Origin of the sequence: Microbispora sp. NBC_01389 (genome assembly GCF_045040095.1) — a bacterium.
GTDB lineage: Bacteria > Actinomycetota > Actinomycetes > Streptosporangiales > Streptosporangiaceae > Microbispora.
In genome coordinates, this window is record NZ_CP109552.1 from 2,813,552 (window position 1) to 2,832,684 (window position 19,133).

A 19,133-nucleotide genomic window follows, 5' to 3' on the forward strand; every position below is an offset into this window, starting at 1 on the left:
CCATCCCCCCGTCCAAGACTTTATGCGGGGACATTTGTCTATGTGGGGTGAGGACGCGAAAGTCGCATATCTGGCGAATGGGAGATCTGCCTGTAGCTCCAACAAGTCCTGGCGCGGGGGTGTTCGTGGCCGGCTGGTGTGGAAGAATTAATACAGGCTTTCGAATCGCTTGAGGAGGTGTGATGGATCTGTTCGACGTTGATCCTGAGCGCCTCCCTCGTTCGAGCGACGATGACGGCTTGTGGGAGCGGCTCACCTCCCGCTCGCCCCTTTGGTCTTCCGAGGGTGCGCTTGCCCGCGAATACGTGCCGATCGTCGTTCCCGATGCGAGAGAGTATGCGAGCCGATTCGGTACCCCGGCGCATCGTACCTTAATTCGAGCATTTGCGACTTGTGCCGGCACCGCTGCCGTTGACGACCCCATCGGCGACGAAACCGTAGATGGTCCTACCCCTGATGGCGCTCTTGACGATGCCGATATCCCCGGCCCCGAAGCCGGTTCTCCCGCCGCCCATAACAAAGGAGGCGCCGACAGCGGCACCCGCGGCCCTGCCGGGGATGCGTCCGGCGCTTCCGCGGGTGCTTCCGGTGTGTCTGACGGTGCCTCTGACGGTGTCTCTGGTGGTGCTTGTGGTGCTCGGTCGTCGTGGGCGGTGGTGGCGGCTCTTGTCGAGGCGGCGCGGGAGATGGCGCTGGTGCCGGTGCCTGAGGACGCGGGTGTGTGTCTGGCCGAGGCGGAGGAGTTGCTTGCGGTCCGTGATCGGATCACCTCGGCGCTGGCGGCCCGGGTGAGTCGTGTCCATCGGGCGGGGGAGGCGAGGAATCATGGGCATGCCTCCACCAGGTTGTGGTTGCGGTCTGCCGGGGGGATGACCCCTGCGGGGGCCGGCCGGTTGGTGACGATGAGCATGGAGCTGGATCGCCTGCCGCAGGTGCGTGAGCGGTTCGCCGAGGGCAGCCTGCCAGAGGGGATTGTGGAGGCGATCTGCACCGCCACCTGTGGGCTGACCGATGACCAGGCCACCACCGCTGAGGCGATCTTGCTGGAGTTGGCGAACTCGGCGGGTGCGGCGGAGGTGGCCAAGGCGGGGCGGTACCTACGCGCGGTGCTGGACCCCGACGGGCACGAGAAGGACGAGCAGGCCGACTTCGATCGCCGGTTCTTTAGGGTACGCAGGCGGAGGAACGGCGGGCTGGAGGGCGAGTTCTACCTGCCAGTGGAGGCCGCCGCGCGGTTGCAGCACATGCTGGACGTCTACGCCAGGCCGAAGGCGGAGGGTGACGACCGCACGTTGAGTGTGCGGAACGCGGACGCGTTGATCGCGTTCTTGGAGAACAAGATCGCCACTGAGCTTCTGGTGCTGGTCAACGCCGAATCCCTCCCCGACGACCCCCCAAGCACCGACCCCACAGACACCGCCCCCACAGCCGACCCCACAGACACCGCCCCCACAGCCGACCAGCCCGCCGCTGACCCCGCAGGCACAGACCCCTCAGCCGACCAGCCGTCCGGCACGGAACCCTCAGGCGACAGTGATCGCCCCACCAACCCGGACACCACCGCGAGCGGCCCCGGCAGCGAGCACTTCACCAGCGACACGCTCGTCCCTCATGGCGAGCACCTGGACACTTTCCACTCCCCGGCCGCTCCCGGCGGCGAACCCCGCGCCGGTGATGCGGCGGTGGGTGAAAGTGCGCACCGCGAGAGCGACGCGGCGGTGTGCGATGGCGGGCGGTTCGGGAACGATGCGCCGATGGACGGCGATGAGCACCGGGCCACCGGCTTCGTCGGCGAGAACCCCGCCACGGAGGCTTCCGCTTCCTGCGGGGAGTGCGCCGCTCCCGACCGCCCTACCGCTGCCGAGCCCGCCATGCAAGGACCCTCAGCGTGGGGAGGCGACACCTGGCCGGGAGACAGTGCCTGGCCGGGCGGCGAAGCCTGGCTGAGAGGTGACGCCTGGGCGGGGGTGGGAGCCGACGCTCCGCCGGGGAGCAGTCCGCCGGAGGTGGGGGTGAACGGTCCGCCGGGGGTGTGGTTGCGGGGGTTGCCGGGGCTGATCCTGGCGACCGGGCACCTGCTGCCCGCCTCCAGCGTGCACCGGCTTGCCCGCACCAGCACCCTGGTCCGGATCGTGATGAACGCCGCCGGGCAGGTCCTGGACATGGGCCGCAAGGTCCGCCTGGCCACACCCGCCCAGCGCCGGGCGGTCTTCGCCCGGTACGCCACCTGCTGGGTCGACGGCTGCCCGCTACCCGCCACGATGTGCCAGATCGATCATTGCGACAACTGGAGCAGCGGCGGGCTGACCGACCTGAAGCTGCTGGGGCCGGCGTGCCAGTTCCACAACCGCGACCGCTACCGCCACCCGAGTCGCTACACCCGCCGCACGATCGGCGACGACCGCTGGGCCTTCACCTACCGCAACCCCCGCAGCAGCACCCGATTGTGGGTGTAGGGGCGGGGTGCGAGGGGGGGACACCGAGCCGGCGAAGACACTCGGCGACGCCGCACTGCCGGCTCAGCGTGGCGTGCAGGCATATGCGACGGGGCATATGCGACGGGGCACATGCGACGGGGCACATGCGACGGGGCACATGCGACGGGGCACATGCGACGGGGACATACGGCAGGGCCGTGACGGCGAACTGTCGTCGCCCCGACCCTGTCTCGGATTCTGCCGGTCGAGTCAGTGGGCCTCGACTGTGGGCTCGACAGTGGCCTCGACAGTGAAGGTGGTGGTGAGCACCTGGCCGGTCGCGTCGCGGAACTGTCCCCACAGGCGGTAGAGGCCGGGGCGGGGGAACTCGGCGTGCAGGCCGAGCTCGGGCCCGAAGGTCTGCCCCGGCAGGGCGAAGACCGGGCGGCCCTTGTCGTCCTCGGCCTCGGCGTGCTCGTGGGCGAAGCCGCTGCCGTCGAGCGGCATGATCACGATGTGCCCGGCGGCGGCCAGGTAGGGGCGCAGGCCGGAGACGGGCCTGCCAGTGGCGGCGTCCGCGAAGCGGAACGTGAAGTCGCTTCTGCCGCCGACCTCGGCGTTGCCGGTCAGGGTGACCCGCAGGCCGCCGACGACCTGCTCGCGAGGCGACGGCGACGGCGACGGCGATGGCGACGGCGAGGTGGTCCGTACGACCGGGGCGGTCTCCAGGTCGCCGATCGTGAGCTCATGGTGGCTGAGGATGTCGGCCATCTCGCCCTGCCGCCGGAGTTCGGCGTTGACGAGGTAGCGTCCGGCGGTCGGGAAGGTCATCCGGACGGAGAACTCGCCGGCCCGGCCGGTGGGCTCGGGGTGGACGTGGGCGAAGGTGCCCAGGTCGGCCCGGGCGACGACGAAGTGGATCCACGCCTCGTGGCTGCGTACGACGTCGTCGACGAGGCGGCCGGTCGCGGGGTCCGTGACGCGGATGCGCACGATCGTGGGGACGCCGGGCACGACGTCACGGGGGACCTGGACGTCCATCCGGACGCCTGCGTCCTCCGCGGGCACGGGTTCGGTCTCGGCCGTCATCATCACGCTCATGGTCGGGCGCATCGGCATGCCGGTGTCCTGCACCCAGGCGAGCACCCCGTTCATCCCGCGCTGCGCCGCCTCCGTACGGCTGAGGGCGGTGAACCCGGCACCCACGGCGACGGCGAGTGCGGCGATGCCCAGGAGGTAGCTCCAGTCGGCGAGTCGCGAGCTCCACGACCGGGACATGCCGGGCCTGAACCGGCGCAGGCGCAGCGCGTTGGTGACCACGCTGACCGAGCTCATGGCCATCGCGGCGGCGGCGAGGGAGGGGTCGAGGAGCGCGCCGTTGAAGGGATACAGCACTCCGGCTGCGACCGGGATCAGCAGCACGTTGTAGGCGAACGCCCAGGTCAGGCCTTGCTTGATGGTGGACACGGTGCGGCGCGACAGGTCGATGGCCGAGACGATCCCGCGCAGGTCGCCGCCGACGAGGGTGATGTCGGAGGCGGCGATGGCGACGTCGGTGCCGGTGCCGATGGCGATGCCGAGGTCGGCCGTGGCGAGCGCAGGGGCGTCGTTGATCCCGTCGCCGACCATCGCGACGACCGCGCCGCTCTCGCGCAGGGCGGCCACGCGGGCGGCCTTGTCCTCGGGCCGTACGTCGGCGATGACGTGGTCGATTCCGACCTGCCGGGCGACGACGTCGGCGGTGACCTGGTTGTCGCCGGTCAGCATCCACACGTCCAGTCCGAGCGCGCGCAGCCGTTCGACGGCCTCACGGGACTCGGGCCGGATCGTGTCGGCCACCCCGATCACCCCGGCGAGGCGGCCGTCGAGCGCGACGTACACGGGAGTGGCGCCCTCTGCGGCGACCACTGCGGCGACCTCGGCAGCCGCTTGGGCGGCGGCCGGCTCCAGCTCGGCGGTCGGCACGCCGTGGCGCCGCATCAGCGCGATGTTGCCCGCGAGCACGCTCCGCCCGCCGACGCCGGCCTCCACGCCGTGGCCGGGCACGGCCTCGAAGCGCTCCACCTGCGGCAGGCTGAGCCCGCCCTCCCGGGCCCGGGAGACGATCGCCTCGCCGAGGGGATGCTCGGACCCCGTCTCCGCCGCGGCGACGTACGCCAGAAGCTCGTCGGCGTCGACCCCGGGCGCGGGGGCCAGGTGGGTCACGCCCGGACGGCCCCGGGTGATCGTGCCGGTCTTGTCGAGTACGACGGTGGTGAGGCGGCGGGCCTGTTCGAGCGCGTCGCCGCCGGAGATCAGGATGCCCAGTTCAGCGGCCTTGCCGGTGCCCACCATGATCGCCGTGGGGGTGGCCAGGCCGAGCGCGCACGGGCAGGCGATGATGAGCACGGCGATGGCGGTGCCGATGCCGAACGCGAGCCGTCCCTGGTCGGGGCCGAAGAGCGCCCAGACGCCGAAGGTGAGCACGGCGACGCCGATCACGGCCGGCACGAACCAGCCGGACACGGTGTCGGCGAGACGCTGCAGGGGCGCCTTGGACCCCTGCGCCTCCTCCACCAGCCGGACGATCTGGGCCAGCGTCGTGTCCTGCCCCACGGCGGTTGCCCGCATCACCACCGAGCCGGTCCGGTTGACGGTGGATCCGATCAACGGGTCGCCCTCGCCCCTGCGCACCGGCATGCTCTCGCCGGTGATCATGCTTTCGTCCACGGTGGTGGAGCCGGCGGTCACGACGCCGTCGACGGAGATCTTCTCGCCGGGACGCACCCGGATCAGGTCGCCGACGGCGACCTCCTCGACCGGCACCTCGACCTCGGCGTCTCCGCGCAGGACGCGGGCCGTCTTCGGCCGCAACCCGAGCAGTTCCCTGATGGCGGAGGTCGTCCGCTTCCTGGCTCGCGCCTCCATCCACCGGCCCATGAGGACGAGCGCGATGACGACGACGGAGATCTCGAAGTACACGTGCAGGGGTAGCCCGGCCCGTTCCGCCGCGGCCGGCCAGAGGGTGACGAACGCGCTGTAGCCGTACGCCACGGTCGTGCCCATGGCGACCAGCGTGTGCATGTTGACCGCGCCGTGCCGGCCCGCCGCCCAGGCGGCGCGGTAGAAGGGGCGGCCCGCCCAGAACTGCACGATCGTCGCGACGACCAGCAGCAGCGGCATCAGCCAGTCCATCGCGTCGATGGGCAGCGGCACGTACATCAGCACCATCATCGACAGCCCGGCGGCGAGGGTGACCTGCCAGGTGCGCTTCAGCCGGGTGACCTCCCGGTCCGCGTCCTGTTCGTCCTCCTGCTCCGGCTCAGGCCCGCCGGGCTCCGGGCCCTCGCGTACGGAGGCGGCCGTGTATCCGGCCCGGCCCACCGACTCGGTGAGCATCTCGACCGTGACGCGCGCCGGGTCGAAGGCGACCGTGGCGACCTCGGTGGCGAGGTTCACCTCGGCCGCCGTCACGCCGTCGACGCGAGTGAGGGCCTTTTCCACCCTGCGTACGCAGGACGCGCACGTCATCCCGCCGATCTCCAGCGCGCGGGAGACCGTGACGCTCGTCGCGGTCGTCATCGCTCCCCACCTCCCATGAGTGAGTCCGAGTGAACGACTCGTACGCTTCCGCGCGGCGCTTTCCCGCTCCTGTCCCCGGGCGGCGGCGGGGGACAGGAGCGGGGGACAGCGGGGGACAGCGGGGGACAGGGGACGGACAGCGGCGTACGGGAGGGTGCGAAGCGTCCGGGCCGCACTCGGCGGGCCCGGAACCCGAAGGAGCGAACGATGAACCAGCTTGTGCTGTCCGTGCCCACCATCAGCTGCGGGCACTGCGTGAAGGCGATCGCGGAGTCCGTCGGCGAGGTGCCGGGCGTCGGCTCGGTGGCCGTCGACTTCACCGCCAAGACCGTGCTGGTGACGGGCGCCGCCGATCCGGCCGCCGTCCGCGGGGCCATCGCCGACGCGGGTTACGAGGTGGCGGGATGAGCCCCCGCCCGGACTACGACACGCTGATCGTCGGCGGCGGGCAGGCCGGGCTGGCGCTGGGCTACCACCTGCGCCGAGCCGGTCTGCGGTTCGCCATCCTCGACGCGAACAAGCGGGTGGGCGACGCCTGGCGGCATCGGTGGGACTCGCTCACGCTGTTCACCCCGCGCCGGTACGACGCGCTGCCGGGCCTGCCGTTCCCGGGCGACCCGGACGGCCATCCCGGCAAGGACGAGGTCGCCGCCTACCTGGAGGAGTACGTGCGGCGCTTCGCCCTCCCGGTCCGGCTGGAGCACCAGGTCACCGCCGTACGGCCGTACGGGGATCAAAGCGACGGGTTCCGGGTCGAGACCACGGCCGGGTCCTGCACGGCGGCCCGGGTGGTGGTCGCGGCGGGCGCGTTCCACACGCCGCGGACGCCGGCCTTCGCCTCCGGTCTCGCCCCGGAGGTGGTCCAGTTGCACAGCAGTGCCTACCGCCGCCCGGAGCAGCTTCCCATGGGGGAGGTCCTGGTCGTCGGGGCGGGCAACACGGGCGTGCAGATCGCCGAGGAGCTGGCCGGCAGCGGGCGGCGGGTCCGGCTGTCCGCGCCGTCGCTGGGCCTGGCGTTGCCCCAGCGGACGCTCGGCCGGGACCTGTTCTGGTGGTTCTCCCTGCTCGGGTTCATGAATGTCCGTGCCGGCAGTCGGCTCGGGCAGCGCCTCAGAGGCCGGCCGGACATGATCATCGGTACGGACGTGAAGCGGCTGATGCGCCGGGTGGAGCGGGTGGAGCGCGTCGTTGGGGCCGAGGGACCGGAAGTGCTCCTCGCGGGCGGGAGGCGCTTTCGTCCCGGGGCGGTCGTGTGGGCGACCGGATTCCGCCCGCACTATCCCTGGCTGCACGTGCCGGTGCTGGACGAGCGTGGTGCCCCGATGCACCAGGAGGGCGTCACCGGCCGGCCCGGGCTGTACTTCCTCGGGCTGCCCTGGCAGAGTGCCCGCGGCTCGTCCGTTCTCGGCTGGATCGGCCGCGACGCGGCCACACTGGCCGGCCGCCTGACCACGTCGGCCAGTCAACCCGGCAAATCACTCATCGCCCCGTAATATTGGGCAATCCCCCGCCGTACGGGGATGCAAGAGGAGTGACATGCGGGACACGGCTGTGACGTTCGCGGTCCTCGGGCCGACCGAGGTGCGGGTGGGCGGCGCGGGTTCGGCGGCAGGTTCCGGGGCGGGTTCCGGGGCAGGTCCAGCAACGCTGCCGCCGTCCGTACGGGCGCTGCTCGCCCGGCTGGCGCTGTCCTGCGGCCGGGTGGTGCCGGTCGACAGCCTGACCGACGCGTTGTGGGGCGAGGACCTGCCGGCGGACGCGGGGAACGCGCTGCAGATCCGGGTGTCGAAGCTGCGCCGTGCTCTCGCCGCCGCCGGCCTGGGCGGGGACGTCCTGGTCACGCAGGCGCCCGGATACCGGCTGGCGGTGCCCCCGGAGTCCGTCGACGTCCACGTGTTCGAGCGGCTGCTCGTCTCGGCCCGTGCGGAGACGGCGGCCGGCGACGTCACCGCGGCCCTGGGCCGCCTGGACGAGGCGCTGCGGCTGTGGCGGGGGCCCGCGCTGGCCGACGTGGGCGCCACCGCGTGGGCGACGACCGAGAGCGCCCGGCTGGAGGAGCTGCGGCTGGGCGCGGTCGAGGACCGCTACGAGCTCCTGCTGGAGTCCGGCGGCCACAACGAGGCCGTCGCCGACGTCGAACGCCTGGTCGCGCGGCACCCGCTGCGGGAGCGGCTGCACCGCCTGCTGATGCTCGCGCTCTATCGCGGCGGGCGGCAGGCGGAGGCGCTGGCCGCCTACCAGGCGCTGCGGCGGGGGCTCGCCGACGAGCTCGGGATCGATCCGTCGCCGGAGCTCCAGGCGCTCGCCGAGGCCATCCTCCGCCAGCAGGTGCCGTCCGCCGCCGCCCCGCCGTCAGTCCCCCCGTCAGTCCCCCCGTCAGTCCCCCCGTCCACCCCACCGCCTGTGCGGCTCACCCAGCGGCTGCCACTGCGGCTGCCACTGCGACTGACACGGCGGCTGACGTCGGTGATCGGCCGTCATGACGACATCGCGACGACGCTGGAGCGCCTGGCGGAGGCGCGGGTCGTTACGCTGACCGGCCCGGGCGGGATGGGCAAGACGACCCTCGCGTTCGAGATCGCCCGCCACGTGGACGAGACGCTCGCCGACCGGGTGCTGCTGGTCCGCCTGGCGGCGCTGGAGCCCGGGACGGACGTCGCCGGCGCCTTCGCCGCCGAACTGGGTATCGCACCGCAGGGCACGGCGCCGGCCGACGCTCTGGAGGAGCACCTGCGGGACGGCCGTCCGCTGCTGGTGGTCGACAACTGCGAGCACGTGGTGGACGAGGTGGCCGCCCTCGTGGAGCGGCTGGCCGCGGCCTGCCCGGGGCTGCGCGTGCTGGCCACCAGCCGGGAGGCGCTGGCGATCCCCGGTGAGGTCCAGGTCGCGGTGGGTCCGCTCGCCGTCTCTCCCGGTCCGATCACCAACAAGCCGGAGAACGCCGGGCCGGAGAACGCCGGGCCGGCGGTGCGGCTCTTCGTGGAGCGCGCCCGCGCCGTACGGCCCTCGTTCGCCCTCGACGCCGAGACGGCGCCAGTCGTCGCGTCCATCTGCCGCCGGCTCGACGGCATGCCGCTCGCCATCGAACTGGCCGCCGCCCGGGTGAAGGCACTGTCTCCGGCCGACATCGAAGCCCGCCTGGCCGACAGGTTCTCCCTGCTGACGGCGGGACCGCGTACGGGCGAGGCCCGGCACCGGACGCTGCGCGCCACGCTCGACTGGAGCCACGACCTGCTGCCAGAGGCCGAGCAGCGGCTGCTGCGCCGCCTCGCGGTGTTCCGGGGCGGCTGGACGCCGGCCGCCGCCGAGGAGGTGTGCGCCTTCGACGGTATCGTCCGGGACGAGGTGCTCGACCTGCTGTTCCGGCTGGTCGACCGGTCTCTCGTGGTGCCCGAGCCGGCCAGCGGGCGGTTCCGGCTGCTCGTCACCGTACGCGACTACGCGTGGGCCCGTCTGGAGGAGGCCGGCGAGGCCGGGACCTGCCGCGACCGTCATCTCGCCTGTTTCGCCCGCTTCGCCGAGGAGCACGGCAGGCGGGTCCGGGACATCGCGGTCTTCGCGCGGCTGAGTGACGAGCACGACAACTTCCGCGCCGCCGTGGACCACGCCGTCGACAGCGGCGACGCCGAGAGCGGCTTCCGCCTGGCCTGCGCGCTCCTGTGGTTCTGGAACTACGGGCTGCGTCACGAGGGCACGCGGGCGCTGACCGCGCTCCTGGAGACCGGCGACGGCTCCACCGGCGCACGGGCCCGCGCGCTGCAGGGCATCGGGCTCCTCCACGTCTACTATCCGACGCCGCACTCGGTCGCCGCCGCGGAGAAGAGCCTCGCCGTCTTCGAGGAGATCGGCGACGTGCCCAACGCCGCGATCTCCCGGCTCGTGGTGGCCTGGGCCGGCCAGTACGGCGGGGACTCCGAGCGCTGCCGCGCGATGGTCGCGCGGAGCCGCCGCGACCTCGGCGACTCCGACGACGGCTGGTGGCGGTTCATGACCCAGTATCTCGACTCGCTGCTGACCCTGCGCCTGGGCGACTTCGAGGCCGCGGTCAGGGAGTGGAGGTTCTGTCTCGACCTGTCCCATTCGGCCGGCGACCGCATCATGGGCAGCGCGATCCTGGCGCATCTCGGCATCGCCCTGCGTGAGTCCGGGCGACGGGAGGAGGCCCTGACGGTGCTGGGCGAGTCGGTGGACCGGGTGCGGGGCCAGGGGTCTCTCCACGGGCTGGCCTTCGCCCTCGTGCACACCGCCCACACCCGGCTCGACCTGGACGAGGGCGACGACGTCGCGGCGCTGCTCGCCCAGGCTCAGGACGTGGCGCGCCGGGCGTACAACCCCCGCTGCCAGGCGTGGGCGGCGTGGGGCCGCGCCCGCATGGCGTACGTCCGCGAAGACGCCGGCGCCGCCGTCCGCGAGTGCCGGGACGCGCTGGCGCTGCTGAAGGACGGCGAGTTCCCCTGGGCCAGAGCCCGGCTGTGGTCGTTCCTGGCCGGCTGCGCCGAGACGGCGGGCCTGCCGGACGAGGCCGCCCGCGCCCGGGAGACGGCCGCCGCGCTCACGACCTGAGCGGCCCGGGCGCGTCCGGCGGCAGGTGACGGCACCGGTCGCCCGCGAACCCCGCCGCGGCGAGCGTCGCCTGGAGCTCTCCGGCGTCCACTGACCCGCGTACGCGCAGGAGCCCCCCGGCGGCGTCGATCTCGAACGAGGCGGCGCCGGGAACATCCCGTACGTGCCTGCTGAGCAGGCGGACACACGTCCGGCACAGCATGGCCGGCACCCGCACGATCGTCGTCTCCGCCGCCCCCTGACGGCTTTCGTCTGCCATGCCGGAAAGCGTGCCGTCCTGCTCTGGCGGTCCGCTGTCCGCCCGCTGTCCGGCCCTTTCCGTTCCGGTCTGTCCGCGGGGCATGTGCGGGCAAGCGCGGGCAAGCGCATGGCCAGCCCGCGGACAGCCCGGACCGGGACTGTCGTCATGTCACCGTCCCTGAAACCCCAGGAGCCTTCCATGACCCTCACCGAGACATCCCCGCGTACGGCGGTCGCCGCGCTGGCCCGGGACGTCGTGAAGATCTACGGCCGCGGCGACACCGCCGTCCGCGCCCTCGACGGCGCCACCCTGTCGATCCCCGCCGGGCGGTTCACCGCCGTGATGGGGCCGTCCGGGTCGGGCAAGTCCACCCTGATGCACGCCCTGGCCGGCCTCGACACCGTGGACGAGGGCCAGGTGCTGATCGGGGACACCGACCTGGCCGGGCTGAGCGAGCGGCAGCGCACGCTGCTGCGCCGCGAGCACGTCGGCTTCGTGTTCCAGAGTTTCAACCTGGTGCCCACGCTGACCGCCGCCGAGAACATCGAGCTGCCGCTGACCCTCGCCGGACGACGGGCCGACCAGGGCTGGATCGACGAACTCGTCGAGATGCTCGGGCTGGCGGACCGGCTGCTGCACCGCCCGGCCGAGCTGTCCGGCGGGCAGCAGCAGCGGGTCGCCGTGGCGCGGGCGCTGGCCGCCCGGCCGCGGATCGTGTTCGCCGACGAGCCGACCGGCAACCTCGACTCGCGGGCGGGCGAGGCGCTGCTCGGCTTCCTGCGGCACGCCGCCCACGAGCTGGGCCAGACCATCGTCATGGTCACCCACGACGCGACCGCCGCGGCGTACGCCGACCGGGTGGTCTTCCTCGCCGACGGCCGCGTCGTCGGCGAACTGCCCGGCCCCACCGTCCCCGAGATCCTCTCGCGCATGGCCGGCCTCGGCTCCTCCGCGCGGTCCGGCACGGAGAAGTAAGGAGAAGTGATCAACATGTGGCGTCTGATCATCCGCAACACCCTCGCCCGCCGGGGCAGGCTCGCGCTGACCCTGCTCGCCGTCCTGCTCGGCGTCACCTTCGTCACCGGCAGCCTGGTGCTGACCGACACCTCCCAGCGGCTGCTCGACGAGCAGTTCCGTACGGCCACCGCGGGAGTCGACCTGACCATCCGCGAGGCGGTCGCGTTCGACTCGGCGATGGGCGTGGAGGTGGAACGCGAACCGCTGCCGGTCGAGATCGTCGACCGGATCAGGGCCGTGCCCGGCGTGGCCGCCGCCACCCCCGTCGTACGCGGTCAGGGGTTGCTCGAAGCCGACGGGAAGGCCATCGTTCCCTCGGGCCCGTCGCTGCTCGCCTCCTGGGAGCCCGCTCCCGTCGGGCCGTTCACCCTGCGCTCCGGCCGCGCTCCGGTCACCGACGGGGAGGTCGTGGTCGACGCCGCGACCGCCCGGCAGCACCGCATCGACCTCGGCGCCGAGGTCACCGTGCGGGCCGAGCGGACGGCCCGGCTGCGTGTCGTGGGACTGGCCGGGTTCGCGCAGGCCGACGGGCTGCCGAACAGCACGGTGGCCCTGGTAGCCCGGCCGGCCGCGCAGCGTCTGCTCTCCCTCGGCACGGACGTCTCCGAGGTCGCCGTCGTCGCCGCCGACGGCGCCGACGTCGAGCGGGTGCGCGGCGCGGTGAGCGCCGCGCTCGGCTCGCGGTACGAGGTCTCCTCCAGCCGTGACATCGCCGCGAGCAGCGCCGCCGCGGCGAAGAACCAGGTCTCCTACCTGCAGGTGATGCTGCTGGCGCTCGCGGCGGCGGCCCTGCTCGTCGGCGCGTTCCTCATCGCCAACACCTTCTCGATCGTCGTCACCCAGCGCACCCGGGAGCTCGCCGTGCTACGCGCGGCCGGGGCGACCGGCGCCCAGGTCATGCGCTCGGTGCTGGGCGAGGCGTTGTTCGTGGGTGTGCTCGCCTCCGTCGCGGGCACCGGCCTCGGCATCGCCGTGGCGAGCGGGCTGCGCCGCCTGGCCGGAGCGTTCGGGATGACGCTGCCCGGCGGCGGGCTCGACGTCACCGTGCGGACCCTGGTCGTCTCGCTGGTGATCGGCGTCGGCGTGACCGTCCTGTCGGCCCTGGGGCCGGCCCGCCGCGCCGCCCGGGTCGCCCCGGTCGAGGCCATGCGGCGTACGGCGGCCGAGGGCGTCGCCGGGCGGTCCGGCTGGGGCCGCACCGTGGCCGGCGCGGTGCTCACCGCACTCGGCCTGGCGGGGCTGGCGATCGTCCTGGCCGGGCCGGGCTCGGTCGTCGTGCTCGGCGAGGCGGCGGTGTGCGCCGTCGTGGGGCTGGCCCTGCTCGGGCCGGCGGTCACCCCGGGCATGGCCCGGCTGCTCGGACGGCCGCTCGCCTTGACGGGCGTCCCCGGGCGGCTGGCGCGCGAGTCGGCCGCGCGGGCGCCCCGGCGCACCTCCGCGACCGCCCTGGCCCTCGCGTTCGGTCTCGCGCTCATCAGCTTCACCACCGTGCTGGGCGCCTCGATCAGGGAGTCGGCCGCGCGGTCGTACACCGAGGCGGTCTCCGCCGACTATGTGGTGGAGAGCGCGCGCAACGAGATGCTCGGCGGCCTGCCCGAGCACGCCTACCACCACGTGAGCGAGTTGCCGCAGGTCGCGGTGGCCTCGCGGATCCGTTACGGGCACTGGAAGGACGGGCGGACGACCGAGGCGCTGACGGCGGTCGACCCGGTCACGCTGCCCCGCGTCACCTCGCTGAAGATGGTCGCCGGACGGCTGGACGCACTGGCAGACGACACGGCGGGTGGCGGGATCGTCCTGGCCGCGAACGTCGCCAAGGAACGCGACCTCACGATCGGCGACAGCATCGCGATGACGTTCTCCCGTACGGGGACGCGACGGCTCCAGGTCGTCGGGCTGCTGCGGGATCGAGACGCCCAGGCCCTGTCCACCAGCTACATCGTCTCGCTGGACACCTACCAGCGGAACTACAAGGAGCACGTCGACGCGAGTGTCTTCGTCAAGGTGGCCGACGGGGTGAGCGACGCCGAGGCCAGGAAGGCGATCGACGGCGCCCTCGCGGACTCGCCGACCGCGCAGGTGCGCGACCAGGCGGCGGCGGTGGCCGGGCGGACTCTCATGATCGACCAGGTCCTCGGGCTGGTGACCGTGCTGCTGATGCTCACCGTGCTCATCGCGCTGATGGGCATCACGAACACGCTCGCCCTGTCCATCATCGAGCGGACCCGGGAGATCGGACTGCTGCGGGCGGTCGGCATGACCGGCGCCCAGCTCCGCTGGATGATCCGCGGTGAGGCGGTTCTCGTCGCGGCGCTGGCGATCGTCGCCGGAGTGGCCCTGGGTGTCGCCTTCGCGGCCGGCACGGTCGCCGCGCTGGGCCGCACCAGCGAGGCCACGCTCACGCTGCCGACCGGTCAGCTCCTGCTCGTCGTGGCCGTGGCCGCCCTGGCGGGGCTGGTGGCGGGGCTGCTCCCGGCCCGCCGCGCCGCCCGGCTCGACGTGCTCGCCGCGATCGCCACATCCTGACCGCCGCTTGGCCACGCGAAGAGGGAAACAGACGGGGGGCGAAGGGTATGAGCGGGATGCGCCGCTTGTACCCAGGAGCGGCCGGAGCGGGGGTGGGCCGGATGGGCGGCGACAGCGCAGGGCGAGGGAGGCTCCGGGCGGTGGCGGAGTATGCCCGGCCCCTCGCCCTCGCCGCGCTCCTCGTCGCGATCCCCGGTCACCTGATTCCCGAACTCGCGGAGCCGGTCTCGCGAACGGCTCTCGTGGCCCCCGCCGATCCCGGTCCCGGGTCGGGTACCGGTCACGACGGCTCTTCGTCCGGCTCGGCCCATCCGACCGGTGCGGGCCGTCCGGCCGGCGCGGCCGCCGCGGCCGCCGCGGCGCATCCCGCCGCCCATCCCGCCGCCCATCCGGCCGCCCATCCGGCCGCTCATCCGGACGGCGCAGCTCACCCGGATGGCGCCCCACACGCCGAGCAACCCGGCCACCTCAAGGGGCATCCCGCGAGGCACGGCAGAGGGCACGGCAGAGGGCACGGCGGCTACGGCAGGGTCTACGACAGAGGGTACGGCGGGGCTGGTCAGCGGACGGGCGGAGTCAACTCGGCCGGCGCCCCCACGATGGACAGCCCGCCCTACCAGCTGAGCGCGGGACGGCACAACGTGAACGCCCCGGCGGGCAACAGCGCCGTCGACTACTCCGGCGTCCAGCAGGTGTCGAGCGTCAGCGTCTACACCAACACGATCAACGGCAACTGCGGGAGCGGGGCCCGCGGCTGCTCCATCAACCAGACCCTCCAGAGTGCCGAGGACCCGGGATACCGCGGGCGCTGAGCGCGGAAACGGAACGGGCGTCCTCCTCAGTGGGGAACACCGGGGAGGACGCCCGTTCTCGCGGGTCAGAGCCGGATCAGCAGGGCCGGAAACAGGGCCGGATCAGAGCTGGCCGCTCTCGATCGCCTGCTTCAGGGCCGCCTGGAGCTGCTGGTGGGCGGCGGTGCCGTTCGCCGCGACGAAGTCGATCAGCGCGTCGTCCGCCTCGAAGGTGAGGTTCTCCGTCACCCGGGTCTTCCCACCCGGCAGGGAGGTGAAGACGATCTTCTGGTGCGTGACCACGTTGGGCTGCGACCAGCTGTCGGTCTCGTAGTAGAACCCGTTCTGCTGGAGGCGCTGCTGCGCGTGCGTCCTGCTCACCACGATCATGCCCTCGTACGGGATCTCCTCGATCGCCGTGAGGTTGCGGTAGGTCGTGGACGCCGCCTTCCACTCCTTGTGCGTGACGACCCGCGTCAGGAACGGGTTCTTGCCGAAGTGGTTGTTGAAGTTCGAGTACTTCCTGAAGGTCAGCGGCCTCGGCGAGGCGATGTCGACGGAGATGCTGGTGGAGACCCGGCTACGGCCGGAACCGGGCGCGGGCGGGGTGGCGTCGGTGAAGTGGTAGGTGTCGTACACGCTCTGCCATTCGAGGGCGATGGCGGCGTCGCTCTCGGTCGGGTTGGCGGTCGTGCCGGCGTGCGCGGGGGTGGTCAGGGTGGTGACGACGAAGGCGGCGGCGAACAGCTGAGCCGCGACCACTCGCAGGATCTTTCTCACATGTACCTCAAAGAGCGAGGAAAAAGGGTACAAGTGATCATTGACCGTAATCAGTCCAAAATCCACTAGAGGCTTGATACCGAACCGATCACGACGCGTGGTCGGCGCAGCAGGGGGTCGGGTCCGGCACCTCGGCCGGTGAGATCCGCCCGCCCGGAGCAGGCATGGCGAGCAGAGTCATCAGCCCGTCCCGCCAGATCGGCCGGACGTAGCCGTTGGTGACCAGGACCACGTCACCGGCCGGAGGCTCGGGCTGGGCGAGCACGACCACCCGGTCGATCGCCGTCCGGTCCAGCAACTCGCCGACCGTGAGCGTCTCCGGCAGGTCGTCCCGGCCGGGGAACAGGACGACCCGCCCGCTCGTGCGGGCCGCGTGCTCGGCCGCGGCCACCGCCGCGCCCTCGGCGGCCGGTCCCGTACGGCTGCCGCCCAGGGCGGCCGACACCCCCTCGGGGAGCCGGGACGTCTCCAGGTGCCCGGCCAGGGTCAGCGAGCAGGCGACGTGCGGCAGGTCGCCGGTGCGGACGAAGTGGGTGCAGCCGACGACCCCGGAGGACAGGCCGAGCGCCTCCACCACCTGGTGGAGGAGATGCTCGGCCTGCGCCACCGTACGGGAGCCGTTGTCCAGGCCGGCGATCATCGGCGCGGCACGATCCAGACGGGGTTGCTGTAGAACCACAGGTCCTTCCAGGGGTCGGCGTCGCCGAGCACGTCCATCGCCGGGCCGTGCGGGTCCACCGACGGGCCGAGCAGGCCGGGGGCGACGCGGTTGCCGTCGGTGCCACGGAGCCGCACGTAGACCGGGTGGTCGACGGCCCCCACCTGATAGGTGAAGGTGACGGTTCCGCTGTTCTTTCCGACCTCGTACGACGTGACGACCTTGGTCTTCGGGGTGGTGAAGACGTCCTTGTCGGAGACCGGGCCGGTCACGTCGCCCTGGATGACGTCCACCCGGGCCAGCGTGGGGATGAACTGCGCCCAGTTGGGCCGGTTCGCCAGCGTGATCTGGATGGACACCTCGACCTTGGTGCCGGGGCGGACGGACAGGGTGTCGCCGAGCGTGACGCCGCCGCCGTTGCCTCGTGCCCGGGCGCGGACGACCAGGCCGCTGATCAGGCCGCCGTGGTCCACCCAGACGCGGCCCCGGCGGATGCCGTCCATGACCGCGCCGTACGCGAAGGAGGTCGCGCCGACGTGGGTGCGGCTGTAGTAGCCGGGCCAGAAGTCGCCGTTGGACAGGTTCGGCACGCCCTTGTAGACCGGGTCCTCGTACCGGCCGTTGGCGTCGAAGTCGCTGTTCGGCCCGCGGTCGCTGGCGTCGCCGTGAACGGTGTGCGAGTCGGAGTTGGCGGTGATCCACCACGGCCTGCCCTCGGCGAGCAGGCTGTCCCACAGGCCGCCGACGGTCGCGGTCATCCAGTCGAAGCCGCCGAAGGTCTTGTAGCTCTCCGCCGGATAGCCGGGGAAGGAGTCGGCGCTCGGGCTGTTGTCGTAGTAGCCCCGCCCGGAGCCGGGCCCGTTGGGCTTGGGGATGCCGGCGGCCTGGTGACCCGGCGCGCCCTCCATGCCGACCGCGATCTCCGGCGCCGTGTCACGCCAGGCGCGGATCTCGTGCGGCGAGTCGATGCCCTTGCGCGCGGGGTGGTTGGCCAGGAACAGCGCGTCCGGGACGCGGCGGCGCTTCACGGCCTGGGCCAGGAAGTTCAGCCCTGCGACTGCGAGAGCCTCGTTCTTCGGTGTGCTCGCCGTGGCGCCCTTCACCGCGCCGTCGAAGGAGTTCTCGAACTCCTTCAGGGTCTCCACCTCGCCACGCCCGGGGGCGACGAACACCGTGCCGTGCTCGGCGGCCGGGATGTTCCACTCCAGGCCCTGGAAGACGAGGGTGTCCCTGACCACCTGACGTGCCGCGACGATGTCGGGGTTGACCTTCTCCACGCCGATCTTGGCGTGGGTGACGCTGCCGTGGTCGGTGATGACCATCCAGTCGAGCCCGTACGCGTTGGCGTGCCGCACCTGGTCGACGACGCGGTACATGGCGTCGGAGCTGTACTGCGTGTGGATGTGGTGGTCACCCGCGAGCCACAGGTAGCCGTCCTTCGGCTCGCGGCCGTCCCGGCCGTCCCCGCCTTCCCGGCCGGCGCCGGTCGCGGCGGCCGTGCCGGGGGCGCCGAGCACGCTCGCGGCGGTCAGGCCGGCGCCGAGCAGCCCGGCCCGCCGGAACATCTGACGGCGCGAGAGCTCACCCGGCGAAAGCGCCTCGTCGGGAATGTCCATGTCCACGACCGTCGCCATCTCCCCGGCGTCGTGGCCGTGGCTGTGGCTGTGGGGATGGGGGTGCGGGTGCGGGTGGGGGTGCCCCTCGCTCATCTGTGGTGCCCTTTCGTTCCGCCGGAGGGATCGCTCCGGCTCCGAATGCACCCTGGCGGCAACGGCTGAACCTCGCGTGAACTCCGGAGAGCATCCAGTAAGCCGCGGCTTTACCGGTCAGGTGAGGTCCCACAGCAGGCGGTAGTAGGCGATGCGCTCCGGATCGGGGGCGACGCCGTACGCGTCGTACACCTCGCCGTCGTGGCCCGGGCCGTAGTTCCACTCGGTGCTCCAGGCGGCGACCGCGAGGTCGGCCCACCGGTCGGCCATGCCCAGCGAGCCGAGGTCGACGTGCCCGGCGAACGTCCCGTCGTCGTGCAGGAGGGTGTTGGGGGCGCAGGCGTCCCCGTGACAGACGACGAGCCGGTCGGGAGCGGGTGGGTGGGCGAGACGCACGCCGGCCCGCCGGAGCCGGAGATCGACTCCCCAGTCGTACGGGCACCGCGCCACCGGCAGCGCGTCGTGCAGCAGGCGCAGGCCCCGGCCGATCGCGGCCGCGGCGGTGCCGGGGTCGGCGGTCCAGCGCGGATCCACCGCCGAACGGCCGGGGAGTGCGGCGGTGGCGAGCCAGGCGCCGTCCGCGTCCGATCCGTACGCGAGCACCCTGGGCACGGTGATCCACTGTCGCGCCCAGGCCAGTCGTTCCGCCTCGCCGGCCAGGTCGATCCCGGGTGTGCCGGCGGCGGCCCACTTCACGTACCTCGTGTCACCGTCGCCTGTGCCGCCGAGCCGGAACGTGAGGCCGCCGACCTCGTTGCGCCAGACAGGGGTGACGGCGTCGCCGTCGGCGAGTTCGGCCACGACGCGCGGCACGTCGACGGGCCCGGCCGGAACAGAGGCGATGGGAGGACGGCTCACGACCCCCATTCT

At 72.8% G+C, this 19,133-nt stretch carries 13 protein-coding genes; 7 read left to right on the plus strand and 6 right to left on the minus strand.

Annotated elements, in window-relative coordinates:
• The first annotated feature begins 656 nt into the window (after positions 1-656).
• Positions 657-2,456, plus strand: a complete 1,800-nt coding sequence (locus tag OG344_RS12775; protein WP_405088406.1) for a DUF222 domain-containing protein — start codon at positions 657-659, stop codon at positions 2,454-2,456.
• Positions 2,457-2,687: 231 nt separating this feature from the next.
• Here the strand turns inward: OG344_RS12775 and OG344_RS12780 are convergent, their stop codons facing one another.
• Positions 2,688-5,978, minus strand: coding sequence for a heavy metal translocating P-type ATPase (locus tag OG344_RS12780; RefSeq protein WP_405088407.1), 3,291 nt, complete (start codon positions 5,976-5,978; stop codon positions 2,688-2,690).
• A gap of 207 nt (positions 5,979-6,185) precedes the next feature.
• Between OG344_RS12780 and OG344_RS12785 the strand changes: the two genes are divergently transcribed.
• The 3 genes from OG344_RS12785 to OG344_RS12795 are packed head-to-tail and all read left to right on the plus strand — an operon-like array spanning position 6,186 to position 10,541.
• A complete protein-coding gene (locus OG344_RS12785) occupies positions 6,186-6,386 on the plus strand; it encodes a heavy-metal-associated domain-containing protein (RefSeq protein ID WP_405088408.1) in 201 nt (66 codons plus the stop codon).
• The gene (locus tag OG344_RS12790; protein WP_405088409.1) at positions 6,383-7,471 is read left to right on the plus strand and encodes a flavin-containing monooxygenase; all 1,089 of its coding nucleotides are present in this window, start codon (positions 6,383-6,385) and stop codon (positions 7,469-7,471) included. The genes OG344_RS12785 and OG344_RS12790 overlap by 4 nt, the downstream gene beginning before the upstream one ends.
• A 43-nt stretch (positions 7,472-7,514) precedes the next feature.
• Positions 7,515-10,541, plus strand: a complete 3,027-nt coding sequence (locus tag OG344_RS12795; protein ID WP_405088410.1) for an AfsR/SARP family transcriptional regulator — start codon at positions 7,515-7,517, stop codon at positions 10,539-10,541.
• Here the strand turns inward: OG344_RS12795 and OG344_RS12800 are convergent.
• Positions 10,531-10,800: a heavy metal-associated domain-containing protein gene (locus tag OG344_RS12800; RefSeq protein ID WP_327043496.1), complete on the minus strand. Its 270-nt coding sequence runs from the start codon at positions 10,798-10,800 to the stop codon at positions 10,531-10,533. The two genes, OG344_RS12795 and OG344_RS12800, sit on opposite strands and share 11 nt — an antisense overlap.
• 180 nt (positions 10,801-10,980) lie before the next feature.
• On the opposite strand from OG344_RS12800, the gene OG344_RS12805 reads away from it, so the two are divergent.
• The 3 genes from OG344_RS12805 (at position 10,981) to OG344_RS12815 (ending at position 15,137) form a co-directional block, all read left to right on the plus strand.
• Positions 10,981-11,757, plus strand: coding sequence for an ABC transporter ATP-binding protein (locus tag OG344_RS12805; RefSeq protein WP_327043497.1), 777 nt, complete (start codon positions 10,981-10,983; stop codon positions 11,755-11,757).
• A gap of 15 nt (positions 11,758-11,772) precedes the next feature.
• Entirely contained in the window at positions 11,773-14,325 is a 2,553-nt protein-coding gene (locus OG344_RS12810; protein WP_405088411.1) for an ABC transporter permease, read from the plus strand.
• A 140-nt stretch (positions 14,326-14,465) separates the two neighbouring features.
• Positions 14,466-15,137, plus strand: coding sequence for a hypothetical protein (locus OG344_RS12815; protein WP_405088412.1), 672 nt, complete (start codon positions 14,466-14,468; stop codon positions 15,135-15,137).
• A 102-nt stretch (positions 15,138-15,239) separates the two neighbouring features.
• Here the strand turns inward: OG344_RS12815 and OG344_RS12820 are convergent, their stop codons facing one another.
• From OG344_RS12820 to OG344_RS12835, 4 genes are all read right to left on the minus strand, one after another.
• The gene (locus tag OG344_RS12820; RefSeq protein ID WP_405088413.1) at positions 15,240-15,896 is read right to left on the minus strand and encodes a hypothetical protein; all 657 of its coding nucleotides are present in this window, start codon (positions 15,894-15,896) and stop codon (positions 15,240-15,242) included.
• A gap of 88 nt (positions 15,897-15,984) precedes the next feature.
• Positions 15,985-16,536, minus strand: a complete 552-nt coding sequence (locus OG344_RS12825) for a hypothetical protein (RefSeq protein WP_405088414.1) — start codon at positions 16,534-16,536, stop codon at positions 15,985-15,987.
• Positions 16,533-18,263 carry a PHP domain-containing protein gene (locus tag OG344_RS12830; protein WP_405088415.1) on the minus strand — a complete coding sequence of 577 codons (1,731 nt, stop codon included), beginning with the start codon at positions 18,261-18,263 and terminating at the stop codon, positions 16,533-16,535. The genes OG344_RS12825 and OG344_RS12830 overlap by 4 nt, the downstream gene beginning before the upstream one ends.
• A 117-nt stretch (positions 18,264-18,380) precedes the next feature.
• A complete protein-coding gene (locus OG344_RS12835) occupies positions 18,381-19,121 on the minus strand; it encodes an aminoglycoside 3'-phosphotransferase (RefSeq protein WP_405088416.1) in 741 nt (246 codons plus the stop codon).
• Positions 19,122-19,133 lie beyond the last annotated feature (12 nt).